The sequence below is a fragment of the Kineococcus sp. R86509 genome (assembly GCF_042466365.1).
Taxonomy (GTDB): domain Bacteria; phylum Actinomycetota; class Actinomycetes; order Actinomycetales; family Kineococcaceae; genus Kineococcus.
The window spans coordinates 4,423,068-4,448,919 of sequence record NZ_JAXHCE010000001.1 but is presented as its reverse complement, the minus strand read 5'-3'; the positions used below and the strand labels follow the sequence as shown (position 1 = coordinate 4,448,919).

Below are 25,852 nucleotides of genomic sequence, written 5' to 3'. Positions count from 1 at the left end.
CATGGCCGACGCCGTCCACGAACACCCGCTCGCCGTCCTGCTCGGGATCGAGGGGCTCGCCCTGCAGCGGGCCACCACGGGCCACGGCCGGCACGGCCGGGAGTTCGTCGAACGCCGCCTCGCCGAGGTGCGCCGGCTGCTCGACGACCCCCGGTTGCGCGACGGTCTCGACGTGGCCCGGGTCCCCCCGGGTGAGGGGTACGCCGAGTGGTCGCGGCGCTACGACGTCCCCAACACCGCCTTCGGCGACGCCGACGTGATCCTGCCCTGGCTCGACGACCTCGCTCCGGGAGACGCCCTCGACCTGGCCTGCGGGACGGGCCGCTGGTGCGCCGAGCTGGCGACCCGCGGACACCGGGTCACCGGCGTGGACGGTTCCCCGGAGATGCTGGCGCTGGCCGGGGTCGCAGGAGTCGAGTTCCTCCCGGGCGACCTGCACGCGGTCCCGGTGGGCGACGCCTCGTCCGACGTGGTGGTCTGCGCCCTGGCCCTCTCCCACGTCCCCGACCTCTCCCCGGTCTTCGCGGAGTTCGCCCGCGTCCTGCGCCCCGGCGGGACCCTCGTCGTCTCCGACGTCCACCCCGACCGGATCCGCCGGGGCTCGATCCCGTCCTCCCCCGGCCCCCGGGGGGAGGCGCGGCGCATCGAGGGTTTCGTGCACCCCGTCGGCACCCAGCTGCGCGCCGCGCTCTCCGCCGGGTTGCGGGTGCTCGACTGCGTCGAACCCGTACCGTCCGGGTCCACGGCCGGTCGACCCGGCCAGGACGGTCCGGGGACCTGGAACGAGTGGCCGTGGTCGCTGGAGGCGCTCGTCCCCGAGGCGAGCGACGCCGCCTACCTCGGGCAGCCCGCGCTGGTGGTGTGGCGGTTCACCCGGTGAGCGCCCGCAGCTGCGCGATCCACTCCCGGCCGAGTTCCCGCCCGTTCGGCAGCTCGTCGTCGCGGTCCCAGCGCCACGTCGTGACGATGGCGAGCACCAGCGCCCGGCAGTCCCGGAGCAGCTCGGGGTCGAGTCCCGGGTAGTGGTCGGCGACGTCGTCGGGCGCGTGGGCGAGGTCGAACTCGACCGGTCCGCGACAGCACGTCTCCAGGTCGACGAACCGTGGTCCCGACTCCGTGGCCAGCACGTTCCCCTCATGCGGCTCCCCGTGGATCACCTGCTCGGGGCCGCGGCCGGCGACGTCGCGCAACCGGGTGAGGATGGCCGCCAGGAACGTGCGGTCGACCTCGGGGACCTCCGGGGTGCGGTCCCGGTCGGCGAGCAGTCGAGACGCCCGGTCGACCCGTTCGGTGACGTGCGGCACGGCGGTGTACGGCAGGGCGAGCCCTCGCAGGTCCTCGTGCAGCCGCTGCAGCGCCCGGGCGTACTCCCCGACCGAGAGAGGGTGTTCCCGGACGGGGTGGAACTCCCAGAAGGTGACGCCGAACCCGTTCCGGGCGTGGACGCGCGGTCGCACCCGGGGGTCGAGCGCCACTGCGGGGCTCCCGACGGCCGCCAGTCGCCGGGCGAGGTCGACCTCGAAGGCCAGGATCCCGTCGGACTCCGGGGCGACCCGGGCCAGGACGTCGGCGGGCAGCAACCGCAGCGTGAGCTTGTTCGAGTTCTGGAGGACGACGACGTCGCCGACCTCCAGGCCCTCGGACCCGGCGACCGCCGACGCCGCACGCACGGCGTCGGCCGTCTCCGCCGGCTGCATCACGTCACCTCGGACCCGTTGGGGAGCAACCGGTCTCCGAGCTCAGAGTTCCGCGAGACGCGGGACGACGGCGTCGCCGAACGACTTCACGATGCCCGGTTCGTAGGTTCCGTACATCCCACCGTGCAGGTGGGTCACGCCCAGCGCGGCGTACCTCTGTGCGCTCTCGAAGAACCCGTCCAGGTCGTTCGGGGTGAACGGGGCCATGACGGTCTTCTCGATCGTGTCGTAGTCGCGGCCGAGGTCGTCGCAGTGCCGTTTCAGGACGTCCAGCTTGTGCGCCACGTCGTCGCCGCCGAAGAGGTTGCACGCGTCCCCGTACTGCGCCACGAGGCGCAACGTCTTCTTCTCCCCACCGCCGCCGATGAGGATCGGCGGGTGCGGACGCTTCACCGGCCGGGGGTTGCCGAGCGTGCGACCCAGCGTGTAGTGCTTCCCCTCGAACGGTTCCTCGGAGTCCGACCACACCTGCAGGCAGATCCGCAGGGTCTCCTCGAGCCGCTCGAAGCGTTCCGCGGTGGGCGGGAACGGCAGCCCGAGCCCGGTCGCCTCCCCCTCGAACCAGGCGGCACCGATTCCGAGCCACGCGCGGCCACCGGAGAGGACGTCGAGGGTCGCGACGAGTTTCGCGAGGAGGCCCGGTTCCCGGTAGGTCACGGCGGTCACCCAGGCGAGGAGTTCCACCCGTTCGGTGCGGGCAGCCAGGAACCCCAGGGTCGTGTAGGCCTCGAGCATGGCCCGTTCGGCGTCGCCGATGGGCGGGATCTGCCAGAGGTGGTCCATGACGCTGACGCTGCGGTAGCCCGATTCCTCGGCCTCACCGACGATGCGGATGAGGTCCTCGCGCAGGGTGGCCGGGCCGCCGGGGTTGGTGAAGTCGGAGACGTGGAGTCCGATGTGCATGGCGGCGAACCTACGCCGTTCCCGTGCTCAGGTCTTGCGCACCCTGATGGGCCCCTTCGCCGTCGAGGGGTCGACGACCTTCCCGCCCTGGGTGATCTCCGCCTCCCCGGCGACGACGAGCCGGCGCGCGGCGGCGCGCGCGGGTTCCATCAGCTCCTGCCAGCCCTCACCGCCGACGGCGCGGGCGACCTCGCTGGGGCAGATCGTCTTCGACCGTCCACGGGCGGCGAGGAGCGCACGCATGGTGGTCTCGAGCTCGGCGTCGACCGCGGACGCGGAGGACTTCGCCCGACGCCGGCAGCCGTCGGAGCAGTAGCGGACCTCATCCCAGTCCCGTTCCCACTTCTTGCGCCAGGTGATGGTGCGACCGCAGACGACGCAGTCCTTCGTCGGCAACGTCTTCCCGCTCACCCGGTCACTGTAGGTCGGTGGCGTGCAGCAGTTGCAGGAGGAGGACCTCCGGCCAGGCCGTGCTCTCCACCGTCACGGTCACCGGCGTCCCGTGGAAGGCCGCCCGGCACCCCAGGAACGTCGTCCGGGCGTCGGGCAGAGCGACGAACGTCGGCAGGCCGCGGACCAGGAGGGTGACCCGGTCGCCGTCGGCCGGGTCGGTGACGAGGCCGGGTTCCCAGGGCTCGACGTCGTGGCCCTGGCGCAGGGTCACCACGACCCCACCGGCGGGGACGAACCCGGCGAGCGACGTCCGGGCGGGAACCATGCCGTCGGCGAGCCCGAGGATCTGGACGCGCCACCGCCCACCCGGCTCGTCGAGGGCGTGGATCCACGTCGCACCGGCCGGCAGCAGGTCGCGGAACAGCACCGACAGACGCCCCAGGCGTGCGGTGACGAACTGCGGGGGGACGAACGGGAACAGATCGACGAGGGGACGGTTCAGGGCCAGCGGGACGGATCGCGGCAGGTACGCCCTCGCCGACGGACGCAGCTCGGCGACGAGACGGTGCAGGTCGTCCCGGGACGGGTCCGGGTCCAGGGTCCAGCGGGTCTCTCGGGAGTCACCGGACACGCGGTGAAGACCACCAGCCCGCCCACGTGCCGTCAAGGCGCCACGGCCCGTGGTGCGTTCCGTCGGCGGCAGGTCTAGGTTGGAAGGTGCAAGTTGTACTTTCAACTACCTGGAGGTTACCGGTGAGCGACGTCAAGCTCGCGATCGTCTACTACTCCGCGACCGGCACGGTGCGCGGCATGGCCGAACGCCTCGCTGCGACCGGCGAGTCCCTCGGCGCCGAGGTGCGGCTCCGGCAGGTGGAACGCACCCCCACCGGCGGGGAGAAGGCGGCCACCGACGAGCAGGCCGCCGAGGCCGAGGAGGCCAAGGGCGCCGCCGGGGTCACCGCGGACGACATCGTCTGGGCCGACGCGGTCCTCTTCGGCTCCCCGACCCGCTACGGCAACATCGCCGGGCAGCTCAAGGTGTTCATCGACTCCCTCGGCGCCCAGTGGGGTGCGGGTCAGCTCGCCGACAAGGTCTACGCCGGGTTCACCTCGACCTCGACCCTGCACGGCGGTCAGGAGTCGACGCTGCTCGCGCTCTACAACACGATCTACCACTTCGGCGGGATCATCGTGCCGCCCGGGTACACCGACCCCTCGAAGTTCGTGGACGGGAACCCCTACGGCGTCGGCCACGTCGCCGGCCAGGGCGACCGGCCGCTGGACGACGTGACGTTCACGGCGCTGGACCACCTCGTGACCCGCGTCGTCGCCACCGCGAAGAAGCTCACGGCCTGAGACCGGGTTCACCGGTCGATGTGCTCCAGCTCCCACGTCCGGGCGTGCCGGTCGTCGGGGGCGGAGCACGTCAACCGGTGCGCCGCAGCTGATCCCACCCGCAGGTGCACCCGCAGCGGACGCCCCTCGTGCTCGAGGTCGACGCGCCAGCGGCCCTCCTCCTCGTCAATGACCGCTCGCGGGCGCAGCGCCTCGAGCACGTCGATCCCGAGTTCCAGCCGGGCGTGGGCCTCCGCGGCCTGGATCACCCCGGGGTCGCAGGAACGACCGCGCAACCGGTGCGGCAGGACGCGACCGGTGCGCAGCGCCGCCACCAGGTCCGGTGCGTCCGCCGGGGACAACCGCCCGTGCGTGACCCCCGTCGGCAGCGACAGCGCGGTCGCGGCGAAGCGGTCCCCGCCGAGGTGGGAGCACTCCCACACCGGAGCGGGGTCGAGGTCGGCGAGCGCCGCGACGACCGGGCGCCCCCGCAGCGCGCAGCACCAGTCCTTGCGACCGTGGGTGCAGACCAGGAGCAGCGGCTCGTCGTGAAGCTCCCAGCCCTCGGTCGCGGCGGCCGCCTCGGCGACCTCTGCCTGCGGGGTCGTCCGGGTCAGGGTGCGGGCCCGCCCGCGGCGGACGTCGACGAGGAAGAGCCGACGGGGACCGTCCGGGTCGAGGTCGCGCGCGGAGGGGCGCCGGATCAGCAGGAGCTTCAGACCGCGTTCCTGCGCGGTCCCGCGGAGGGCGTCGGTCACCACCGGCCCGAGCCGGGACGCCGGGACGGCCCCGGCGCCCCAGGCCCCGGGTTCCTCGACCAGGAGGTAGCCGCGCACCGCGGTGGCGGTGCCGAGCAGGGCGTCGCCCCGCTCCTCCGCCGCCGCGGCGCACGAGAACCGGCGGGCGATGGCCTCCGTGCTCAGGCCGGACCCCCTGCGGGGAGCAGGACGTTCTCGCGCAGCAGACGACGCACGACGACCAGGGCGTCGTCGGCATCGAGGCCGACCGCGGCGAGGTCGCCCGCGGACGTGCGGCCCGCCGTCAGGACGTGGTCCAGGGCGGGACGGAGCCAGCCGGGGAAGGTGATCCGCCGGTCCGGGAGGACGAGGTCCACGGTCTCGCCCGGGCCGCTCAACCGGGGACGCACCCCGCGCCGGACCCGCACCGCACGGTCCGGGGTCAGGGTGCGGGCGGCCTCGTCCTGGGTGAGGACCCCGACCGGTTCCGGTGGCACCGCACCAGCCCGCCGCCGGGCGACGAGGCGTTCGACCGCGTCCTCGTCGAGGGTGTCGAGCCAGCGCTGCGCGGCGGCACGGAACTCCTTGACGTCCTCCGGGGTCGGCACTCCGGGCAGCGGCAGCGCACGACGCAACGCCACGTCCCCGGCGCCGGCGGAGGTCACCGCGTCGGTGAGGACGTCGGCCCACGTCGTGGCGAGCACCCCGATCGTCAGGTGGATGGACCGGTCCTCGGTCGTGCGCGCCGAGTGCAGCCAGCCGCGAGGCAGGTACAGGGCATCGCCCGGTTCCAGGACGGTGTCGATGACGGCGGGCCGCCCGCCGACGGGGTCCGGGCCGAGTCGGGTGGAAGGCTGGGACTTCAGCGGGAGTTCCACCGCGGGTGGGTGGATCGTCCAGTGCTTGCGCCCGTCCACCTGGAGCACCACGACGTCGTGGGTGTCGTGGTGAGGGTTGAAACCCTGCGCCCCCGGCGGGGTCACGTACACGTTGACCTGGCACTGGTGCCCCAGGTCCTCCGCGAGCTGGGAGCAGAACGACTGCAGCGCAGGCCAGGTGCGGTGCAGGGCCTGGAGGACGATGGTCGCCCCGTCCGCGTGGGCCGCGGCGATGCGCTCGGAGTCCGGCAGGTCGGACAGCTGCTGGTTGCCCGCCACCGCGCGACGGGTGTAGCTCGCGCGGGGCAAGGGCGCGCCGTTCTTCACCAGGGAGAAGAACGGGGTCCGCAGCGCCCGCGGGCCGAGGAGTTCGTCCACGTCGGCGGGGGCGAGCAGGTCGTGGACGGAGCCGCGACCGCCCTCGGCGGCGCGGTCGGCGGCCCGGACGAGCAGCGGAGCGGCGTTCCAGTGCTCCTCGGCGACGCGGTCCGCCGCCTCCCCGAAGCACCGTCGCAACGCCGGACCGGCGCTCGTCACGTCAGGATCCCGCGGGGTCACTGCCCGCCGGGTCGCTGCCGCTCGGGTCGACCTGGGTGGAGTCGGAGTCGCCCGAGTCGGAGTCCCCGCCCTCGCCGCCGTCGGGGTCCACCCCGGCCGGGTCGGAACCCGAGGGGTCCACCTGGGTGGCGTCGCTGTCACCGGAGTCCGCGTCGCCCCCGGGGGTCGAGGCGGAGGTCGTCGTCGTGATGTCGTCGTCGCTGAGGTTGCTCATGGGCCCACCCTGGCACCCACCTCCCGGCGGGGCACCTCCGAGCCTCCCGGGGACGTGACGCGATGTGCCTGCGGGGTGAGCGCCCGACTGCCAGACTCGTCCTGCTCCACCCACTCGACGACGAGCCCGCCGGAGGCGCACGTGCCCAGGTCCAGGATCTCTCCCAGGTTTCCCAGCGCGCTCGCGGCGGCGGTGGTGGGGGCTGCGCTGGTGGTGGGCAGCGCCGGGAGCGCGGCGGCCCAGGGACCACCACCGCCCAAGCTGAACCCGGCGGGGGCGAAGGTGGCCACCCTCGGCGACTCCTACGCCTCCGGTGAGGGCGCGCCCGCGGCCGGGACGACGCCGTGGGTCAGCGACGTCTACGGCGACAGCGGTGCCGACGGCTGCCACCGCTCCGCGCTGAGCGGTCACACCGTCTTCGGGACGGGTCTGCTGCGCGGCGACGCCAAGGCCTACGTCAACGCGTCGTGCAGCGGCGCCACCACCGTCAGCCTGGTGCGGGGGTTCAAGGGGGAACGCTCGCAGCTCGACGCCCTCGGGCCGCGCACGAAGACCGTCACCCTGAGCATCGGCGGCAACGACGCCGGGTTCAGCAGCGTCGCCACGGCGTGCAACACCGTGGCGACCGTCCCCGGCGCACCCTCCTGCCAGGCCGCGCTGGCGGGTTCGGCGGCCGCCCTGCGGGCGCTGACCACGGCGCCCGCCGGGGACACCACCCCGCTGGAGCAGACCTACCGCGCGGTGCTCGCGAAGGCGCCGCACGCCGTCCTCGTCGTCACGGGCTACCCGTTGCTCTTCCCCACCGGCGCAGCGTCCCCGCGCTGCGACGTCATCCAGCCCGCGGCCCGGACAGCGATCAACAACGCGACCCTGCAGCTCAACGCGGCGGCGATGGCCGCGACAGCCGCCGTCGGGGGCTTGTACGTGGACCTGGTGCGCCCCTTCACCGGGCACTCCTCCTGCGAGGCCGACCCCGCGGCGTCGTGGATCAACACGATCGTGCCGCGCGACCCGGTGCTCAGCTTCCACCCCGGCGCCACGGGACAGGCGGCCATCGCCGCGCGCCTGCAGGAGATCCGCTGCTTCGTGCGTCCCGGACGCTGACCAGGGACACCCCGGACGCACGAGGGCCCCGCACCACCGTGGTGCGGGGCCCTCGTGACGACGGGGTGCGTCAGCGGGCGGCGGAACCCTCGACGTAGTCGGAGTCGTCCGACTTCACCCAGGACATGAGCTTGCGCAGCTCACGGCCGGTGGCCTCGATGGGGTGCTGCTCGGCGGCGGCACGCAGCTTCTTGAACTCCGGCGCGCCGGCGTCCTGGTCGTCGATGAAGCGCTGGGCGAAGGTGCCGTCCTGGATGTCCTTGAGGACGTCCTGCATGCGGCCCTTGACCGAGGCGTCGATGACGCGCGGGCCGGAGACGTAGTCGCCCCACTCGGCGGTGTCCGAGATGGACCAGCGCTGCTTGGCGATGCCGCCCTCGTACATGAGGTCGACGATCAGCTTCAGCTCGTGCAGGCACTCGAAGTAGGCGACCTCGGGCTGGTAGCCGGCCTCGGTGAGGACCTCGAAACCGGTCTGGACGAGGGCGGACATGCCACCGCAGAGGACGGCCTGCTCACCGAACAGGTCGGTCTCGGTCTCCTCGGTGAACGTGGTCTTGATGCCGCCGGCGCGCAGGCCGCCGATCGCCTTGGCGTAGGCGAGACCGAGGTCCCACGCGGAACCGGTCGCGTCCTGCTCGACGGCGACGATCACGGGGACGCCGCGGCCGTCGACGTACTCGCGACGGACGAGGTGACCCGGGCCCTTGGGGGCGACCATGACGACGTCGACGTCGGCCGGGGGCTTGATGTAGCCGAAGCGGATGTTGAAGCCGTGGCTGAAGAACAGCGCCTTGCCGGCGGTGAGGTTCGGCTCGATCGCCTCGGCGTAGAGACCGCGCTGCAGGTGGTCCGGCACCAGGACCATGATCACGTCAGCGGCCTTGGCGGCCTCGAACGGGGTCAGGACGGTCATGCCCTGCTCCTCCGCCTTGGCGCGGCTCTTCGAGCCCTCCTTGAGGCCGACGACGACGTCGACGCCGGAGTCGCGCAGCGACAGCGCGTGCGCGTGGCCCTGGCTGCCGAAGCCCAGGACCGCCACCTTCTTCCCGGTGATCTTGGACAGGTCGGCGTCGTCGTCGTAGAACATCTCGGCCACGTGGGGTTCTCTCCTCTGGATCTTCTTCGTCGTACAGGGGGTGTTCGGGTTCAGGCGGAGCGGAGCGCCCGGTCGGAGATCGCGCGCCCACCGCGGGCGAGGGCGACCGACCCGGACTGGACCAGCTCGCGGATGCCGAAGGGTTCCAGCACGCGCAGCAGCGCCGCCAGCTTGTCCGGGCTCCCGGTGGCCTCGACGGTCACGGCGTCGGGGGCGACGTCGACGACGTGCGCGCGGAACAGCGCCACGGTGTCGAGCACCTCCCCGCGGGCGGAGGCGTCGGCGCGGACCTTCACGAGCAGCAGTTCGCGTTGGACGGAACCGCCGTCCTCGAGCTCCACGATCTTCAGGACGTTGATCAGCTTGTTGAGCTGCTTCGTCACCTGCTCCAACGGCTGCGACTCCACGTCGACGACGATGGTCATCCGGGAGATGTCGCTGCGCTCGGTCGGTCCGACCGTGAGGGAGTGGATGTTGAAGTTCCTGCGCGCGAACAACGACGTGACGCGCATCAGGACACCGGGTCGGTTCTCGACCAGGACGGACAGGGTGTGCTGGGACATCAGGAGATCACCTTCTCGGGGCCGGACTCGTTGTCGCCCTCTTCCTCGCGGTCCCACTTGGGCGACACCCCGCGGGCGTACTGGATCGCGTCGTTGCTCACACCGGCCTCGACCATCGGCCAGACCATGGCGTCGCGGTGCACGCGGAAGTCGATGACGACGGGCACGTCGTTGATCGCCATGGCCTTCTCGATGGTCGCGTCGACGTCCTCGGCCTTGTCGCAGCGCAACCCGACGCACCCGTAGGCCTCGGCGAGCTTGACGAAGTCGGGGACCGGCGCGGCGTGGGTGCCGTGGTGGTCACCGGAGTTCAGGTCGGTGTTGGAGTAGCGCTCGGAGTAGAAGAGCGTCTGCCACTGCCGGACCATGCCCAGGCTGGAGTTGTTGATGATGGCGACCTTCACGGGGATGCCGTTGAGGGTGCAGGTCGCCAGTTCCTGGTTGGTCATCTGGAAGCAGCCGTCGCCGTCGATCGCCCACACCACGGTGTCCGGTTTGCCGACCTTGGCGCCCATGGCCGCGGGGACCGCGTAGCCCATGGTGCCCAGCCCGCCGGAGTTCAGCCACGTGCGCGGGTTCTCGTACTGGACGAACTGCGCCGACCACATCTGGTGCTGCCCGACCCCGGAGACGTAGATCGCCTCGGGACCGGCGATGGCCCCGATCCGGGCGATGACGTGCTGGGGGGCCAACGTCCCGTCGTCGGACTCGGTGTAGCCCAGCGGGTACGTCGCCTTCCAGGACTGGGTGAGTTCGGTCCAGGCCGTGAGGTCGGCGCGCCCGTTCTCGAACTCGGCGGCCACGGCCGTGGTGAGCTCGGCGATGACGAGCCGGGCGTCGCCCACGATCGGGACGTCGACGGCGCGGTTCTTGCCGATCTCGGCCGGGTCGATGTCGGCGTGGATGACCTTGGCGTGCGGGGCGAAGCTCGGCAGGTCGCCGGTGACGCGGTCGTCGAAGCGCGCGCCGAGGGTGATGAGCAGGTCGGACTTCTGCAGCGCCGTCACGGCCGCGACCGTCCCGTGCATCCCGGGCATGCCCAGGTTGTTCGGGTGCGAGTCCGGCAGTGCACCGCGCGCCATCAGCGTCGTGACCGCCGGGATGCCGGTGAGGTCGGCCAGCGCGGCGAGCTCCGCGGAGGCGTCGGCCTTGATGACACCACCGCCGACGTAGAGGACGGGGCGCTCGGCCGCGGCGATGAGCCGGGCGGCCTCGCGGATCTGCTTGCCGTGCGGCCGCGTCACCGGGCGGTAGCCGGGCAGGTCGATCGTCTCGGGCCAGGCGAAGGACGTCGTCGCGGTCAGCGCGGACTTGGCGACGTCGACGAGGACGGGGCCGGGCCGGCCGGTGGCGGCGAGGTGGAAGGCCTCGGCGATGACGCGGGGGATGTCGGCCGGATCGGTCACCAGGTAGTTGTGCTTGGTGATCGGGATGGTGATGCCGGCGATGTCGGCTTCCTGGAACGCGTCGGTGCCGATGGCCTTGGCGGCGACCTGCCCGGTGATCGCGACCATCGGGACGGAATCCATGTTCGCGTCGGCGATCGGGGTGACGAGGTTGGTCGCCCCGGGACCGGAGGTCGCCATGCAGACGCCGACCTTGCCGGTGGCGACCGCGTACCCCTCGGCCGCGTGGCCGGCGCCCTGCTCGTGGCGGACCAGGATGTGCCGGACGTGCGGGGAGTCCATCAGCGGGTCGTAGGCGGGCAGGATCGCGCCCCCGGGCAGACCGAAGACGACCTCGACCCCTACCGCCTCGAGCGAACGGATGAGGCTCTGCGCGCCGGTGAGCTTGGCGACGGGGAGCTTCGGGTCCAGTGGCAGCTGCTCTGGCATCTCTGGTGTCCTCCTCGGGCGGTGCCGTTCACGGTCGTCGTTCAGTCCCGGACGCCCGGCAGATCGGTCCGCCGGACGCAAAAAGACCCCTCAGCCAGGGAAGGCGTGTGAGGGGTCGCGCGCTCGGCCGAACTGGTCAGCCGGCGCGCTGTCCGATGGCTACGAGGAACCGCATGTGCCGAAGGTAGCCCCTGCGTGGGGAGATGTCAGCCACGGGGTCACCGCGTCTCACATCGTGGACACGTGGTCCACGAGTTGGACGGTCTACCGGCTCGTGCGGTCGCGGCGGGGGGATCGTTGCCTCCACGGTGTCACTAGACGTCTTCGTGGAGGCAACGATCCCGCAGGACGTCACGGCGGAGGCAACGATCCCACCCGGCCGCGCCCCGGGGTCAGAGGCAGACGGCGCCGAGGGAGGCGGACTGGACCTGCTTGGCGTACTTGGCCAGCACCCCGCGCTTGAAGACGGGGGGCAGCGGCTCCCAGCCCTCGCGACGGGCCTCGAGCTCCTCGTCGGAGACCAGGACCTCGAGGGTCTTGCCCGCGACGTCGAGGCGGATCCGGTCGCCGTCGCGCACGAAGGCGATGGGGCCGGCGTCGACGGCCTCGGGGGCCACGTGGCCGACGCAGAGGCCGGTGGTCCCGCCGGAGAAGCGGCCGTCGGTCATCAGCAGGACGTCCTTGCCGAGGCCGGCGCCCTTGATCGCGCCGGTGATGGCGAGCATCTCGCGCATCCCGGGGCCACCCTTGGGGCCTTCGTAGCGGATGACCACGACGTCGCCGGCCGAGATCGTGCCGTCCTCGAGCGCGTCCAGCGCCGCGCGTTCGCGTTCGAAGACGCGGGCGGTGCCCTCGAAGACGTCGGAGTCGAACCCGGCGCTCTTCACGACGGCACCGAGGGGGGCGAGGTTCCCCTTGAGGATGGTGATGCCGCCGGTCTTGTGGATCGGGTTGTCGAGGGCGCGGAGCACGACGCCGTCGACGTCGGGCGGGGCGATGTCGGCGAGGTTCTCGGCCATCGTCTTGCCCGTGACCGTGAGGCACTCACCGTGCAGCAGACCGGCGTCGAGCAGGGCGCGCATGACGACGGGGATGCCGCCGATGCGGTCGACGTCGACCATGACGTGGCGGCCGAAGGGCTTGAGGTCGGCGAGGTGCGGGACCTTCGCCGCGACCCGGTCGAAGTCGTCCAGGGTCAGCTCGACCTCGGCCTCGTAGGCGATCGCGAGCAGGTGCAGGACGGCGTTGGTGGAACCGCCCAGGGCCATGACGACGGCGATGGCGTTCTCGAACGCCTCCTTGGTGAGGATCTGGCGCGCGGTGATCCCCTTCGAGAGCAGGTTCACGACGGCCTCGCCGGACTTGCGGGCGAACCCGTCGCGGCGACGGTCGGTGGCGGGCGGGGCGGCGCTGCCGGGCAGCGACATCCCGAGCGCCTCGGCCGCGGCGGCCATGGTGTTGGCGGTGTACATCCCGCCGCAGGCACCCTCACCCGGGCAGATCGCGCGTTCGATGGTGTCGACGTCCTCGCGCGACATCAGCCCGCGGGCGCACGCCCCGACGGCCTCGAAGGCGTCGATGAGGGTGACCTCGTGCTCGCTGCCGTCGGAGAGCTTCGCCCGGCCGGGCAGGATCGTCCCGGCGTAGAGGAAGACGCTCGCGAGGTCGAGGCGGGCGGCGGCCATCAGCATGCCGGGCAGCGACTTGTCGCAGCCGGCGAGCAGGACGGAGCCGTCGAGGCGCTCGGCGCTCATCACGGTCTCGACGGAGTCGGCGATGACCTCGCGCGAGACGAGGGAGTAGTGCATCCCCTCGTGCCCCATCGAGATGCCGTCGGAGACGGAGATCGTCCCGAACTCCAACGGGTAACCCTGGGCGGCGTGCACGCCGTCCTTGACGGCCTTGGCCAGGCGGTCCAGGGGGAGGTTGCAGGGGGTGATCTCGTTCCAGCTGGAGGCCACCCCGATCTGGGGTTTGACCCAGTCGTCGTCACCCATCCCGACGGCGCGCAGCATCCCGCGCGAAGCGGTCGCCTCCAGGCCGTCGGTCACGGTGCGACTGCGGGGTTTGATGTCGACGGTCACGGGGTGAGTCTAGGCACGCGGCTCACGGTCCCCCGTTGACCCGCCCCCACCGGGATGGCTACCGTGGGCGACGTCGTGAACGTTCACGAGATGACCGTTCCCGATGCGACCGTCACCCCCCGGCTCGAAGGAGCGCCTCCCGTGTCGTCCACCTCCCCCACCCGCTGGGCCGTCGTCGGCCCGGGCAACATCGCCCGGCGCTTCGCCGGCCAGCTCCCCGCGGCGGGCCACGAACTCGTCGCCGTCGGTGCCTCCCCCACCGCGGCCGGCGCCGAGCGCGCCCGGGCCTTCGCGGCGGAGTTCAACCCGGACGCCTTCGTCGGCGACTACGACGCCGTGCTGGCCCGCGAGGACGTCGACGCCGTCTACGTCAGCACCGTGCACGTCACCCACGCGCAGCTCGCCCTGGCCGCGGTCCGCGCCGGCAAGCACGTGCTCTGCGAGAAGCCCCTCGCCCCCAACAACGGCCAGGTCATGGCGATCGTCGACGCCGCCCGCGCCAGCGGCGTGCACTTCCTCGAGGCGTACATGTACGCCCACCACCCGCAGACGGCGACGCTCCTCGACCTCGTGCGGTCCGGGGCGATCGGCACCGTCCAGCACGTCGACGCGAGCTTCGCCTTCGCGACCGGCGGGAAGACCGGGCGCCTCTACGACGCCGACCTCGCCGGCGGCGGGATCCTCGACGTCGGCGGCTACCCCGTCTCGGCCGCGCACCTCGTCGCGGGCGCCGCGCTCGGCCGGCCGGCGGCCGTCACCGGGTTCTCCGCCCAGGGCACCGTGGGCGAGACCGGCGTCGACGAGTGGGCCGTCGCCTCGATCACCTTCGCGGGTGGTGTCACCGCGTCCGTGCGCACGGGCGTCGCGCTCTCCGACCCCGAGACGATCACGGTGTACGGCTCCGGCGGGACGATCCACCTCCCCGACCCGTGGACGATCCGCGGCGAGACCCGCGTCGTCCTGACCCGGCCGGGCCAGGAGACCGAGACCTTCGAGTTCGACCCGGAACTGCCCGAGAACAAGGCCTACGCCCGCGAGGCGCAGGCCCTCGTCTCCGACGAGACCCCCGCGTTCACCCTCGACGACACCCTCGCGGTCTCGGCCGTGCTGAACCGCTGGCGGGACGCGATCGGGCTGCGCTACCCCTTCGAGACCGACACCGCGAACATCCCCACCGTCTCGGGTCTCCCGCTGCAGCGCCGCGAACCCACGGCCATGAAGTACGGGAAGGTCGAGGGACTGGAACGCCCCGTCTCCCGCCTCGTCATGGGGTGCGACAACCAGCCGGACCTCGCCCACGCGTCGGCCATCTTCGACGCGTTCGTGGAGGCCGGCGGGAACACCTTCGACACCGCGTGGCTCTACGGGATGGGCAAGTACGAGAAGCTGTTCGGCACGTGGCTGACCAACCGCGGCATCCGGTCCGAGGTCAACGTCATCGTCAAGGGCTGCCACACCCCGCACAACGACCCGGAGTCGCTGACCCGGCAGTTGTTCGAGTCCTTCGAGCGGCAGGGCCACGACCACGCCGACGTCTACATGATGCACCGGGACAACCTCGACATCCCCGTCGGTGAGTTCGTCGACGTCCTCGACGAGCACGCCAAGGCCGGTCGCATCAGCGCCTACGGCGGTTCGAACTGGTCGCCCGCCCGCGTCGACGAGGCGAACGCCTACGCCGCGGCGAACGGCAAGCAGCCGTTCACGGTGCTGTCCAACCACTTCGGCCTCGCCGAGGCCTACGACGTGCCGTGGGCCGGGTGCCTGCACGTCACCGACCCCGAGTCGAAGAAGTGGCTGACCGAGCGGAACATCGCCCTGCTGCCGTGGTCGTCGCAGGCCCGCGGGTTCTTCGCCCGCGCCGACGTGAACGACCGGAGCGACGCGGAACTCGTGCGCTGCTACTACAGCGACGCGAACTTCGAGCGCAAGGCCCGGGCCGAGAAGCTCGGCGCCGAACTCGGGGTCCCCGCGACGGCGATCGCGCTGGCCTTCGTCCTGGCACAGTCGTTCCCGACGTTCGCCCTGTTCGGTCCCCGCACGATCGCCGAGGCCCGTTCCTCGATGACCGGGCTCGGGGTCGAGCTCGACGCGCAGCAGGTGGCCTGGCTGGACCTCCAGGAGGGGTGAGAACACCGGACACGACGCGGGCCACGACGATCGTCGACGTGGCCCGCGTCGCCGGGGTCTCCCGGCAGACGGTCACCCGTGCGCTGCACGACATGCCGGGGATCAACCCGGCCACCCGGCAACGGGTTCTCGACGCGGCCCGGGAACTGAACTACCACCCGTCCCGGTTCGGACGGGGTCTGGTGAAACCCGCGGCCCGCACCCTGGGCCTCCTCGTCGGCGACCTCACGAACCCCTACTACGGCGAACTCGCCTCCACGGTGCTGCGGCTCGCCGCCGACCGGGGCTGGAACGTCGTGATGGGTGAGCAGGGCAGCATCGCCGACCTCGCGGGCGGGGCGGACGCCGTCATCGGGTTCACCGGTCTGGCCATCGACACCCCCGTCACGGGAGCACCCAACCTGCCCGTGGTGGAGATCGACCCCCCGCGGTTCCACCCCCGCCACGGGCGGGTCGAGTTCGAACGCGCGACGGCCTCGGCGGAGGCCGTCGGGCACCTGCTGGCCCGCGGGACCCGGCGCCCCGTGGTGCTGGACCGTCTCGGCCCGCACGGACGCACCCGTCGCGGCGACGCGTTCGTCGCCGCGTTCCGCGCGGCCGGGGTGGAACCCGTCGTCGCCGACCGCCTGAGTCCCTGGACCGACCTGGCCGCCGGGGAACCCGACGCGGTGGTCGCCTTCAACGACCTCGACGGGTTCCGCGTCCTGCAGGAACTCCGCGTCGCGGGTCTCGACGTTCCCCGCGACGTGCGGGTCGTCGGGGTCGACGGGCTCGCCGTCGGGGAGTTCGTCACGCCCCGGTTGTCGACGCTGGTCATCGACCTCGCCGAGGTCGCGCACGCCGCGCTGGACCTCGTCGTGGAACTATCGAGCAACGGACCGGGCGAAGCCGTCCGCGTCGTGCCGCACCGCTTCGTGGCGCGCGACTCCACCTGACCGCCCGTCAGCGCACCCGCGTCGCAGGTGGGGTCAGGCGCGCTGCAGGCCCAGCTTCTGCAGCGAGGCGCGGACGTCCGCGGCGCTCCAGCCGAGACGACCGTCGGACCAGGTGGGCTCGGGCAGGGCGCGACGGCCGACCATGGCGTGCAGGGCGGCGACGTCGACGTCGTACATGTGGCTGATCTGCATGAGCGTGAGCTTGTCCGTCACCGTGCTGGATCTCCCCCGGCGCCTGCGGGTGGCCGGGCGGACCCCGGGTGACTCACGCAGGCAAACGTCCCGAGGATAGCGGGTCCCGGCGGACACCCGCCACCACCGGTCCACGCCAGCTCGCACCAGGTCACGCCAGCCGCGTGCCAGCGCCGCGCCAGCGGAGCGGGCGACGGTACGACCATGAACTACGCCATCGAGGCCGACGGCCTGCGGAAACGATTCGGTGACACCCAGGCCCTCGACGGGGTCAGCCTGCGGGTGTCGGAGGGCAAGGTGCTCGGCGTCCTCGGCCCCAACGGGGCCGGCAAGACCACGGCCGTGCGCATCCTCGCCACCCTGCTGCGTCCCGACGACGGAGTGGCCCGCATCGGCGGGTTCGACGTCGTCCGCGACGCCGCCGCCGTCCGGCGCACCATCGGGCTCACCGGTCAGTACGCCTCGGTCGACGAGGACCTGACCGGTCTGCAGAACCTCAAGCTCATCGGAACCCTCCTCGACCTCTCCCGCCGCGACGCCCGCGCTCGCGCCGACGAACTGCTCGAGTGGTTCGACCTCACCGAGGCGGCCGGACGCCCCGCCGGCACGTACTCCGGCGGGATGCGCCGCCGCCTCGACCTCGCCGCCTCCCTCGTCGGCCGGCCGGCCGTGGTGTTCCTCGACGAACCCACCACCGGCCTCGACCCGGCGAAGCGCGACGCCATGTGGGACGTCGTCCGGACCCTGGTGCGGGACGGTTCGACGGTCCTGCTGACCACGCAGTACCTCGAGGAGGCCGACCAGCTCGCCGACGAGATCTCCGTCATCGACCACGGTCGCGTCATCGCCCACGACACCCCCCTCGGCTTGAAGCGGCAGGCCGGCAGCCGGACCCTGACCGTCACCCCGGCCGATCCCGCTGACGGCCCGGCGGTCGCCCACCTGCTCTCGGGTTTCTCGTCCGAGGAACCCACGTCGCTGCCGGGTGGTGGGTTCTCCGTACCCGTCCTCGACGAACGGGCCGTCCCCGCCACCGTCACCGGCCTCGCCGAGAGGGGCATCCCGGTCAGCGAACTCTCGCTGCACCTGCCGACCCTCGACGAGGTCTTCTCGACCCTCACCCAGAACACCCAGAACACCCGGAACAAGGAGGTGGCAGCATGAGCACCGTTCTCGAACGCCCCACCCGCACCGCCGTCCAGACGGTCTCCCCCAGCCCGTTCCGCGGTCTGCGCCACGCCGGCGCGCTCGCCGTCCGGAACCTCATCAAGACCGCCCGGACCCCCGAGGCACTGATCGACGTGACGATCCAGCCGATCATCTTCCTGCTCATGTTCACCTACATCTTCGGCGGTGCCCTCGGCGGCGGTGACCGGGGTTCCTACCTGCAGTACCTGCTGCCGGGCCTGCTCGCCCAGTCGATCTCGCTGGCCGGGGTCTCGTTGGGGCAGAACCTGAACAGCGACATCCAGAAGGGGGTCTTCGACCGGTTCCGGTCGTTGCCGATCTCGCGCTCGGCCCCACTCGTGGGGGCCGTGCTGGCCGACGTGGTGCGCTACCTCATCCTCTTCGCGGTCATCATGAGCGCGAGCTACGTCATGGGTTTCCGGGTCCAGACCGGTCTCGTGCCCACGCTCGCCGCCCTCGGCGTCTCGATGCTGTTCGCCCTGTCGTTCGGCTGGATCTCGGTGTTCGTCGGCCTGGTGGTCCGGACCCCGGGCGCCGTGCAGGGTCTGATGTTCCTGCTCGTCATGCCGTTGAGCTTCGGCAGCAACGTGTTCGTGAACACCTCCACCATGCCGGGCTGGTTGCAGGACTTCGTGCACGTCAACCCCATCACCCACCTCGTGGGGGTGGTGCGCGGGTTGATGCTCGGCGGCCCCGTCGCCGGTGACCTCGCCTGGACCGGCGGCTGGATCGCCGTGTTCCTCGCGGTGTTCGTCCCGCTGGCCCTGCGGGCCTACAACCGTCGGGCCTGACGAACCCCCGGAACGCCGCGCGTCACTGCCCGAGCACCCCGAACCCCGCGGCGAGTTCCCGCAGGGCCGCGGAACGGTCCAGCGCCCGTCCACCCGCCACTGCCGACGCCACCGACGCCTCGTCGGTGGCGTCGCGCGCTCCGGCGAGGACCTCGAGCACCGACGGGTCGGTGGCGTCGTCGAACCCCCGCAGCGCCGCCGCGACCCCGAGCCACCGGGCCGCCCGGAGGGGGTCCGCGTCGGCGAGCGCCCAGTGGGCGGCCGACGTGGTCACCAGGGCGATGATCGGCATGTCCCGCGTCTGCAGCGCCGCCTCGAGCGCCACCACCAATCGTGCGCGGGCCTGCGCCAATTCCCCGGCGGCCGTGTGGACGCGGGAGATCGCCGCGGACAGCCCTGCCCGCTCGTGGCCGAAGGCGCCACCCAGCGGCCGCTGCGCGAGGACGGCCTCGTGCTCGACCGCGAGCCGGCGGGCGTCCTCGATCCGTCCCTCCCGGACCGCCGTGGCGACCTCGGAGAGGACCAGCCAGGTGCGGGTCGGGTCGGAACTGCCGGCCGTGAGGGCACGGGTGCGGGCGAGTTCGGCGGCCGCCTCCGCGGACCGCCCCTGACGCTGGTGGACCTCGGCCAACCGGGTCCGCACCAGGACCTCGTCGTCGGCTCCGCCGAACGCGGCGGCCAGGTCGAGGGACTCGACGTAGAGCGCCTCCGCGGCGTCGAGGTCACCACCGTGCACCTGCGCCTGGGCGAGCATCCGCAACGTCGCGGACAGGCCCCAGTGGTCGCCGACCGCGCGGAACCCCGCCTCGGCCCGCGTCGCCGCCTCGAGCATCGTCGTGGCGTCGCCGAAGTTCTCCGCGGCCGAGGCGCGCAGCAACTCGCACGTCGCCACCAGCCAGGGTTCACGGGCGGCGGACAGTTCCGCGGTGAGGGAGGCGAGGGCCGCGTCCTGCTCCGCGGTGGCGGACAGGTCGCGGAAGGGGTCGCCGTCCCAGCCCCCGAAGCGGTCCACGACGAGGGCGATCAGCCGGGTGAAGACGTTCGCGTCGACGGTGAGCAGGGCGTCGACCTTGTCGCGCAGCACGGCCAGCACCGCCATGACCTCACCCGGGCTGCTGGCCGCCTCGACGACACCCATCATCCGGTCGGCCGTCTCGACGACCAGCGCCTCGACGGGCGCGGCCGGGGCGGGGACGGAGGCGGCGAGGCGGACCCACTCGCGGGCCTGGTTCTGCCGGCCGAGGGCTCCGGCCCAGAGGACGACCGGCAGGGTGAGCCGGACGGCGTCCTCCCCGCGTCCGGCGGCGACGAGCTGGCGCAGCACCGCGAGCAGGTCGTCGACCTCCGCGTCCAGCCGCTGCGACCACGCCACCTGGTCACGGCTGCGCAGGCCGCGGCCCGCGCGCGCGACGAGGTCGAGCGCCCAGGCGGTGTGCGCCTCGAGGACGTCCTCGAGGTCCCCCGAGGCGGCGAGGCGTTCGGCGCCGTACTCGCGGATGGTCTCCAGCAGGGCGTAGCGGACGGTCGGGCCCGGACGCAGCTGCAGCAGCGACTTCTCCGTGAGCGAGGCGAGCAGGTCGGCGACTGCGTGCTCGTCGCCGAGGTCGCGGGCGACCGCCGCGGCCGCGTCCACGGCGACGGGCCCCGCGAAGACCGAGAGCCGCTGCAGCAGGACGCGTTCGTCCTCCTCGAGGAGGTCCCAGCTCCAGTCCACGACGGCGCGCAGGGTGCGGTGGCGGGCCACGGCGGTGCGCCGACCGCCGGCGAGGACGCGGAACCGGTCGGAGAGCCGGGCGTCGAGGTCGGCCAACGTCGTGGTGCGCAGGCGGGCGGCGGCCAGTTCCAGCGCCAGCGGCAACCCGTCGAGACGGCGGACCAGGTCGGTGACGACCCCGCGGTCGACGGCGTCGACGACGAACCCGGGGTCGACGGCGACGGCGCGGTCGGTGAACAACCGGACCGCCGCGTCCGTCGGCAGCGGACCGAGGGGGTGCAGGGTCTCCCCCTCCGCGCCGAGCGCCTCCCGGCTGGTGCACAGCACGCTGAGGCCCGGGCAGTGCCGCAGCAGGTCCTCCACCAGCACGGCGGTGTCGTCCAGGACGTGCTCGCAGTTGTCGAGCACCAGGAGCACCGGACGACCCGTCGCCCCGGAGCTCAGGGCCGAGCGGAGGCGGTGCAGCGGTTCGGCCACGTCGCGCGGGATGGCCCGGGTCTCCAGCGCGACGTCGCCGACCCCGACCACGCTGACGACCGCCCCCTGGACGTCCTCGCCCTCGGCGACGGGGGCGAGCGAGACCTCGTGGACGGCCCAGGTGCGCGCCAGGCGCCGGGCGACCTCGGTGGCCAACCGGGTCTTGCCCGCGCCCCCGGGTCCCACCACGGTCACGCACTGCGTGGTCGCGAGCAGGCCGGTCAGGCGCTCCAGGTCACCGTCGCGGCCCACGAACGACGTCAGCGAACGCACCGGCCGCTGCGGCGCCGGGCCGGTGGCGGGTTCGGCCAGCGCGGCCAGGTGCGCCTCCCGCAACGCGGGTGAGGGATCGGCGCCGAGTTCCTCCGCCAGCACCCGTCGGGTCTGCTCGTAGGCGGCGAGCGCCTCGCCGGTGCGGCCGGCGGCCACGAGGACCCGCACCCGCAGTTCGGCGAACCGTTCCCGCAGCGGGTGCGCGGCCACGAGTTCCTCGAGGTCGGCCGGGAGGCCGTCGAGGTCCCCGGCCCGCCACCGCGCCTCGCAGCGGTCGGCGAGGGCGTCGAGGCGGGCGTCCTCCAACCGGACGGCGTCGGGAGAACCGGCGATCTCGACGGGTTCCCCGCGCCAGCGGGCCAGGGCCGCGTCCAGCACCTGGGCGGCGGCGGCCCAGGACCCCTCGCGCAGCAACCGTCGACCGTCGGCGAACCCGGCCTCGACGAGGGGGACGTCGACCTCGACCCCGCTCAACGCGTAGCCGGCCGGGCCGGCGACGACCTCCACCTCCGGCCCCAGCGTGCGGCGCAACCGGGACACCAGGGACTGCAGCGCACCCGGTCCGCTCGCGCCGTCCTCGCCCCAGAGCGCGTCCTCCAGCAGCCCCGTCGGCACCGGACGGCCGCCGCGCAGGGCGAGCTCGGCCAGCAGCCGCCGCAACCGGGTTCCGGGGACGGCGATCTCGGCTCCGTCGTCGGTCCGGACCCGCAGCGGGCCGAGGAGTTCGATCTGCACGGGGACAGCCTGCCACCCGGGCTGCGGGAGCCGTGGCCGAGACGACCTTCAGTAGACGTCGCGGACGTAGCGCCGCTGCGCGGCCATCGTCTTCACGTACAGCGCGGCGTCCTCCTCCCCCATGCCACCGTGCTCGGCGACGACGTCGCGCAGCGTGGCGTCGACGTCCCTGGCCATCCGGGAGGCGTCGCCGCAGACGTAGAGGTGGGCGCCCTCCTCCAGCCAGGCCCACAACTCCGCGCCGTGGCGCCGCACCCGGTCCTGCACGTAGACCTTCTCCGGCTGGTCGCGCGAGAACGCCAGGCTGAGGCGGGTGAGCAGCCCGTCCTCGCGCCAGCCCTCGAACTCCTCGCGGTAGTACCAGTCGGTGGCCGAGCTCCGCTCGCCGAAGAACAACCAGTTCGGGCCGGTCGCGCCGTGGGCGCGCCGGTGCTGCAGGAAGGCGCGGAACGGCGCGACCCCCGTCCCCGGTCCGATCATCACCATCGGCACACCCGGGTCGCCGGGCGGGCGGAACGCCGGAGCGGACTGCACGAAGACGCCCACGTCCTTCCCCTCCGCCCGGTCGGCGAGGAACGTGGAGCAGACCCCGTGGCGGACCGGGTCGCCGAAACGGACGGTCGACATGGTCAGCTGGACCTCGTCGGGGTGGGCCTCGGGGGCCGAGGAGATCGAGTACTGCCGTGGTTGCAGGGGTTTGAGCAGGTTGAGCCACTCCGCGGGTTCGGCGTGGGCCGGGAACTCCCGGAGCACGTCCAGCAGCTGACGACCGCGGGCCCACTCCGCCGTCCGCGACGGGCCGTCGGCGAGGATCCGGGACAGACCCTCCCGCCGTGAGCGCTGGGCGACGAAGCGGAGCAGTCCCGGGGAGGGGCGGGTCACGTCCAGGGCCGCCAGTTCCGCGGGGTCGACACCGGTGGCGTCGGCGACCTCGGCGAGCACGACGGGGTCGTTCTCGGGCCACACCCCCAGGGAGTCACCCGCGTGGTACTCCAGCCCCCCGTCGCGGGCGAACCCGACCTGGCGGACCTCCTTGGTCGACCCCGCGGCGTTGAGGCGGACGTTGCGCACGAGCCGGCTGCGGTAGGGGTTCCCGCGGGTGGGGCGGACGGGGGCCGCTCGCGGTGCGGGGACGAGGGCCGCGGGGCTCCGCTGCGCCAGCAGGCCCAGGACGCGCGCTTCCCACTCCGCGGCGCGCTCGTCCTCCCCCGGCTCGCAGTCGATCCGGTCCAGCAACCGCTGGGCGCCGAGTTCGGCGAACCGTTCGTCGAGGCGGCGGCCGTGGCCGCAGAAGTCGGCGTAGCTGGAGTCGCCGAGGGCGAGCACGGCGAACGTGCGCCCCTCCAGGCTCGGCGCCGCGGGACCGGACAACGCCTCCCAGAACGACTCCCCGTTGTCCGGGGGCCCGCCGTCGCCGAACGTGCTGGACACCACCAGCGTGGTCGCCGCGGAACCCAGCCGGGCGGGGGTCACCTCGTCCATCCCGAACACCCCGACCCGGACCCCGACCGCCTCGAGGGCGGCCGCGGCGGAACGGGCGTGCTCCTCGGCTCCCCCGGTCTGCGAGGCCCACAGGACGAGGACGTCGGGCGCGGCCTCGGGCTCGGGGGCCGAGGTGGCCGCCGCCGGGGCGGTGGTGCCCGCGAACGTCCCGGCGAGGAACCCGTCCACCCAGGCCCGGTGGCCCTCCCCGAAGGGGGCCGACGCCGGCAGGGCCGGTACGAAACCGGGTGCCTCGCCGAGGGCGTGCAGGAACCCGTCGAGGTACCTGCTCTGACGCTCGTCGAAGACCGGCGGCTCCCCGCGTCGCACCTGCGGCCCCGTCCCCACCTCGACGCGGGTCAACCGCACGGCGCACACCTTGAACTCCGGCTGGAAGCTGTCCGGGTCGACCGCGTCGTGGGTCACGGCGTTGATCGCCAGGTCCGCGCCGAACTCGTCGTTCCAGTGGAACGGTGCGAAGCAGCAGCCCGGCAGCACCCGGTCGGTGACCACCGCCGGCAGGACGGCGCGACCCCGACGCGACACCACCTCGACGCGGTCGCCCTCGGTGATCCCCAGCCGCGCCGCGTCCTCGGGGTTCACCTCCAGGAACGGCCCGGGGTTCAGCTTGTTGAGCTTCGCGACCTTCCCCGTCTTGGTCAGGGTGTGCCACTGGTGCTGCACCCGGCCGGTGTTCAGCACGAACGGGTGCTCGTCGTCGGGCAGTTCCGCCGCGGGGACGAAGGGCCGGGGCCAGAACACCGCCCGACCGGTCGCGGTCGGGAACACCACCGGCGGGACGGTCCCGTCGGCGTGGACGAGCAGGTCCTGGCTCACGCCGTCGTTGAGGTAGCGCACCGGGTGGCGGTCGAGGCCGTCCCCGGCCGGTGCCGGCCACTGCACCGGTCCGCGACGCAGTCGTTCGTGGTCGACCCCGCGCAGGTCGTAGCCGGTGCGAGGGTTGGTGAACCGGCGCAGTTCCTCGAACACGTCGGCGGCGCAGCCGTAGGCGAACCGGTCGCCGAAACCCATGGCCCGCGCGACGTCGGCGATGAGCTGCCAGTCCGGGGTCGCGTCGCCCACCGGGTCCGCGGCCTGCGGCAGCAACGTCATGGTGCGTTCGGAGTTCACCGCGACCTGGTCGGACTCCGCCCACAACGTGGCCGGCAGCAGGACGTCGGCGTAGGACGTGGTCTCGGTCTGCGCGAACGTGTCCTGGACCACGACGAAGTCGCAGCGCTGCAACGCCTCCACCACGATCGAACGGTTGGCGACGGAGGCCACGGGGTTGGTGCAGATGATCCAGCAGGCCTTCACCTCGCCCGCCGCCATCCGGGAGAACAGGTCGATCGTCCCCGTCCCGACGTCGGTGCGCAGGGTTCCGGGTTCCAGCCCCCAGACGCTCTCGGTGAAGTCGCGGTCGGCGGGGTCCAGCACCGAGCGCTGACCGGGCAGGCCCGGCCCCATGTACCCCATCTCGCGGCCCCCCATGGCGTTGGGCTGTCCGGTGAGCGAGAACGGCCCGCTGCCCGGTCGGCAGATGGCCCCGGTCGCGAGGTGCAGGTTCACCAGGGCGTTGGTGTTCCAGGTGCCGTGGACGCTCTGGTTCAACCCCATCGTCCAGCAGCTCGTCCAGTTCGCCGCTCCCGCGAGGAGTTCCGCCGCGGCGCGGAGGTCGGCCTCGGCCAGTCCGGTCAGTTCGCAGACCCGCGCAGGCGGGTAGTCGGCGATCACCCCGGCCATGCCCTCCCACCCGGTGGTGCAGGCCGCGATGAACTCCTCGTCGAGTCCACCCGCCTCCACGACCAGGTGCAGCAGGCCGTTGAGCAGAGCCAGGTCCGTCCCGGGACGCAGCTGCAGGAAGACGTCGGCCGCCTCGGCCGTGGCCGTCCGCCGGGGGTCGACGACGATGAGCTTGGCCCCGGCCCGGACCCGGTCCATCATCCGCAGGAAGAGGATCGGGTGGCAGTCGGCCATGTTCGCGCCGATGACGAGGAACACGTCGGCGTGGTCGAGGTCGTCGTAGGAACCGGGCGGGCCGTCGGAGCCGAGCGACTGCTTGTAGCCCGTGCCCGCACTGGCCATGCAGAGCCGGGAGTTCGACTCGATCTGGTTGGTGCCCAGGAACCCCTTGGTCAGCTTGTTGGCCAGGTACTGCGCCTCGATCGACATCTGCCCCGACACGTAGACGGCGACGGCGTCGGGGCCGTGCTCCGCGACGACGGCCCGCAGACGCTCCGCGACGGTCCCCACGGCGTCGCGCAGCGGGACCGGACGCGGCTCCTCGCCCCGGGCGTCGCGGACGGCGGCCTGCGCGAGCCGTCCGGGCGCGGACATGACGTCCGCGCTGGTCGCGCCCTTCGTGCAGAGCCGACCCGCGTTGGCGGGGTGCTCGCGGTCGCCGGTGACCTTGGCGACCCGCCGACGCCCGCTCACCGGATCGGTCTCGATCTGCAGCAGCACCCCGCAGCCCACGCCGCAGTACGAGCAGGCACTGCGCACGGTCTCGCTCACGGGGTCGAGTCAAGGCGACCG

Annotated in this window: 21 protein-coding genes; 7 read left to right on the top strand and 14 right to left on the bottom strand. The window is 72.9% G+C overall.

Annotated elements, in window-relative coordinates; all coding sequences use genetic code 11:
• The first annotated feature begins 1 nt into the window (after position 1).
• Positions 2-880, top strand: a complete 879-nt coding sequence (locus SJY07_RS21650) for a class I SAM-dependent methyltransferase (protein WP_328292140.1) — start codon at positions 2-4, stop codon at positions 878-880.
• On the opposite strand, the gene SJY07_RS21645 is transcribed toward SJY07_RS21650, so the two are convergent.
• Genes SJY07_RS21645 through SJY07_RS21630 form a run of 4 tightly spaced genes read right to left on the bottom strand, consistent with a single transcriptional unit; the run spans position 870 to position 3,624 of the window.
• Positions 870-1,697, bottom strand: a complete 828-nt coding sequence (locus tag SJY07_RS21645) for a phosphotransferase (RefSeq protein ID WP_380162460.1) — start codon at positions 1,695-1,697, stop codon at positions 870-872. The two genes, SJY07_RS21650 and SJY07_RS21645, sit on opposite strands and share 11 nt — an antisense overlap.
• A gap of 42 nt (positions 1,698-1,739) precedes the next feature.
• Positions 1,740-2,600: an LLM class F420-dependent oxidoreductase gene (locus tag SJY07_RS21640; protein WP_328292142.1), complete on the bottom strand. Its 861-nt coding sequence runs from the start codon at positions 2,598-2,600 to the stop codon at positions 1,740-1,742.
• Positions 2,601-2,627: 27 nt separating this feature from the next.
• Complete coding sequence (locus SJY07_RS21635; protein WP_328292143.1) at positions 2,628-3,011, bottom strand: DUF2256 and DUF3253 domain-containing protein; 384 nt, start codon at positions 3,009-3,011, stop codon at positions 2,628-2,630.
• A 4-nt stretch (positions 3,012-3,015) separates the two neighbouring features.
• A complete protein-coding gene (locus SJY07_RS21630) occupies positions 3,016-3,624 on the bottom strand; it encodes a hypothetical protein (protein ID WP_380161506.1) in 609 nt (202 codons plus the stop codon).
• Between the two features lie 122 nt (positions 3,625-3,746).
• On the opposite strand from SJY07_RS21630, the gene SJY07_RS21625 reads away from it, so the two are divergent.
• Complete coding sequence (locus tag SJY07_RS21625; RefSeq protein WP_328292145.1) at positions 3,747-4,349, top strand: flavodoxin family protein; 603 nt, start codon at positions 3,747-3,749, stop codon at positions 4,347-4,349.
• Positions 4,350-4,357: 8 nt separating this feature from the next.
• Here SJY07_RS21625 and SJY07_RS21620 read toward each other — a convergent pair whose 3' ends face one another.
• The 3 genes from SJY07_RS21620 to SJY07_RS21610 all read right to left on the bottom strand — a co-directional run bounded on the left by SJY07_RS21620 (position 4,358) and on the right by SJY07_RS21610 (position 6,715).
• Complete coding sequence (locus SJY07_RS21620; RefSeq protein WP_380161505.1) at positions 4,358-5,164, bottom strand: sucrase ferredoxin; 807 nt, start codon at positions 5,162-5,164, stop codon at positions 4,358-4,360.
• Positions 5,165-5,247: 83 nt separating this feature from the next.
• The gene (locus SJY07_RS21615) at positions 5,248-6,480 is read right to left on the bottom strand and encodes a cupin domain-containing protein (RefSeq protein WP_380161504.1); all 1,233 of its coding nucleotides are present in this window, start codon (positions 6,478-6,480) and stop codon (positions 5,248-5,250) included.
• Position 6,481: 1 nt separating this feature from the next.
• The gene (locus SJY07_RS21610) at positions 6,482-6,715 is read right to left on the bottom strand and encodes a hypothetical protein (RefSeq protein WP_328292148.1); all 234 of its coding nucleotides are present in this window, start codon (positions 6,713-6,715) and stop codon (positions 6,482-6,484) included.
• A gap of 141 nt (positions 6,716-6,856) precedes the next feature.
• On the opposite strand from SJY07_RS21610, the gene SJY07_RS21605 reads away from it, so the two are divergent.
• On the top strand, positions 6,857-7,819 hold the full coding sequence (locus SJY07_RS21605; protein ID WP_380161503.1) for an SGNH/GDSL hydrolase family protein: 963 nt from the start codon (positions 6,857-6,859) through the stop codon (positions 7,817-7,819).
• Positions 7,820-7,889: 70 nt separating this feature from the next.
• Here the strand turns inward: SJY07_RS21605 and ilvC are convergent, their stop codons facing one another.
• The 4 genes from ilvC to ilvD form a co-directional block, all read right to left on the bottom strand.
• Positions 7,890-8,918, bottom strand: a complete 1,029-nt coding sequence (gene ilvC / locus SJY07_RS21600) for a ketol-acid reductoisomerase (protein ID WP_380161502.1) — start codon at positions 8,916-8,918, stop codon at positions 7,890-7,892.
• A gap of 50 nt (positions 8,919-8,968) precedes the next feature.
• Entirely contained in the window at positions 8,969-9,481 is a 513-nt protein-coding gene (ilvN, locus tag SJY07_RS21595) for an acetolactate synthase small subunit (protein ID WP_328292151.1), read from the bottom strand.
• Positions 9,481-11,316 carry an acetolactate synthase large subunit gene (locus SJY07_RS21590; RefSeq protein WP_328292152.1) on the bottom strand — a complete coding sequence of 612 codons (1,836 nt, stop codon included), beginning with the start codon at positions 11,314-11,316 and terminating at the stop codon, positions 9,481-9,483. The genes ilvN and SJY07_RS21590 overlap by 1 nt, the downstream gene beginning before the upstream one ends.
• A gap of 392 nt (positions 11,317-11,708) precedes the next feature.
• Positions 11,709-13,400, bottom strand: coding sequence for a dihydroxy-acid dehydratase (gene ilvD / locus SJY07_RS21585; protein WP_380161501.1), 1,692 nt, complete (start codon positions 13,398-13,400; stop codon positions 11,709-11,711).
• Between the two features lie 90 nt (positions 13,401-13,490).
• Here ilvD and SJY07_RS21580 point away from each other — a divergent pair, with 90 nt between their 5' ends.
• Both SJY07_RS21580 and SJY07_RS21575 read left to right on the top strand, forming a co-directional pair.
• Entirely contained in the window at positions 13,491-15,530 is a 2,040-nt protein-coding gene (locus SJY07_RS21580; protein WP_380161500.1) for an aldo/keto reductase, read from the top strand.
• Complete coding sequence (locus SJY07_RS21575; RefSeq protein WP_328292155.1) at positions 15,527-16,465, top strand: LacI family DNA-binding transcriptional regulator; 939 nt, start codon at positions 15,527-15,529, stop codon at positions 16,463-16,465. Before SJY07_RS21580 ends, SJY07_RS21575 begins: the two co-directional genes overlap by 4 nt.
• Before the next feature lie 33 nt (positions 16,466-16,498).
• Here SJY07_RS21575 and SJY07_RS21570 read toward each other — a convergent pair whose 3' ends face one another.
• Positions 16,499-16,678: a hypothetical protein gene (locus tag SJY07_RS21570; RefSeq protein ID WP_380161499.1), complete on the bottom strand. Its 180-nt coding sequence runs from the start codon at positions 16,676-16,678 to the stop codon at positions 16,499-16,501.
• 183 nt (positions 16,679-16,861) lie between these two features.
• On the opposite strand from SJY07_RS21570, the gene SJY07_RS21565 reads away from it, so the two are divergent.
• Both SJY07_RS21565 and SJY07_RS21560 read left to right on the top strand, forming a co-directional pair.
• On the top strand, positions 16,862-17,821 hold the full coding sequence (locus SJY07_RS21565; RefSeq protein ID WP_328292157.1) for an ATP-binding cassette domain-containing protein: 960 nt from the start codon (positions 16,862-16,864) through the stop codon (positions 17,819-17,821).
• Entirely contained in the window at positions 17,818-18,636 is an 819-nt protein-coding gene (locus SJY07_RS21560; RefSeq protein ID WP_328292158.1) for an ABC transporter permease, read from the top strand. The genes SJY07_RS21565 and SJY07_RS21560 overlap by 4 nt, the downstream gene beginning before the upstream one ends.
• Before the next feature lie 22 nt (positions 18,637-18,658).
• On the opposite strand, the gene SJY07_RS21555 is transcribed toward SJY07_RS21560, so the two are convergent.
• Together SJY07_RS21555 and SJY07_RS21550 are read right to left on the bottom strand one after the other, a co-directional pair.
• A complete protein-coding gene (locus SJY07_RS21555) occupies positions 18,659-21,835 on the bottom strand; it encodes a BTAD domain-containing putative transcriptional regulator (protein WP_328292159.1) in 3,177 nt (1,058 codons plus the stop codon).
• A 48-nt stretch (positions 21,836-21,883) separates the two neighbouring features.
• Positions 21,884-25,831 carry a bifunctional nitrate reductase/sulfite reductase flavoprotein subunit alpha gene (locus SJY07_RS21550; protein WP_328292160.1) on the bottom strand — a complete coding sequence of 1,316 codons (3,948 nt, stop codon included), beginning with the start codon at positions 25,829-25,831 and terminating at the stop codon, positions 21,884-21,886.
• Positions 25,832-25,852 lie beyond the last annotated feature (21 nt).

What these genes read in the sequence shown, in the direction of transcription:
- SJY07_RS21650 (WP_328292140.1), top strand. Translation starts at nt 2, where the DNA reads ATGGCCGACGCCGTCCACGAACACCCGCTCGCCGTCCTGCTCGGGATC.
- SJY07_RS21645 (WP_380162460.1), bottom strand. Translation starts at nt 1,697, where the DNA reads ATGCAGCCGGCGGAGACGGCCGACGCCGTGCGTGCGGCGTCGGCGGTC.
- SJY07_RS21640 (WP_328292142.1), bottom strand. Translation starts at nt 2,600, where the DNA reads ATGCACATCGGACTCCACGTCTCCGACTTCACCAACCCCGGCGGCCCG.
- SJY07_RS21610 (WP_328292148.1), bottom strand. Translation starts at nt 6,715, where the DNA reads ATGAGCAACCTCAGCGACGACGACATCACGACGACGACCTCCGCCTCG.
- ilvN (WP_328292151.1), bottom strand. Translation starts at nt 9,481, where the DNA reads ATGTCCCAGCACACCCTGTCCGTCCTGGTCGAGAACCGACCCGGTGTC.
- SJY07_RS21590 (WP_328292152.1), bottom strand. Translation starts at nt 11,316, where the DNA reads ATGCCAGAGCAGCTGCCACTGGACCCGAAGCTCCCCGTCGCCAAGCTC.
- SJY07_RS21580 (WP_380161500.1), top strand. Translation starts at nt 13,491, where the DNA reads ATGACCGTTCCCGATGCGACCGTCACCCCCCGGCTCGAAGGAGCGCCT.
- SJY07_RS21565 (WP_328292157.1), top strand. Translation starts at nt 16,862, where the DNA reads ATGAACTACGCCATCGAGGCCGACGGCCTGCGGAAACGATTCGGTGAC.
- SJY07_RS21560 (WP_328292158.1), top strand. Translation starts at nt 17,818, where the DNA reads ATGAGCACCGTTCTCGAACGCCCCACCCGCACCGCCGTCCAGACGGTC.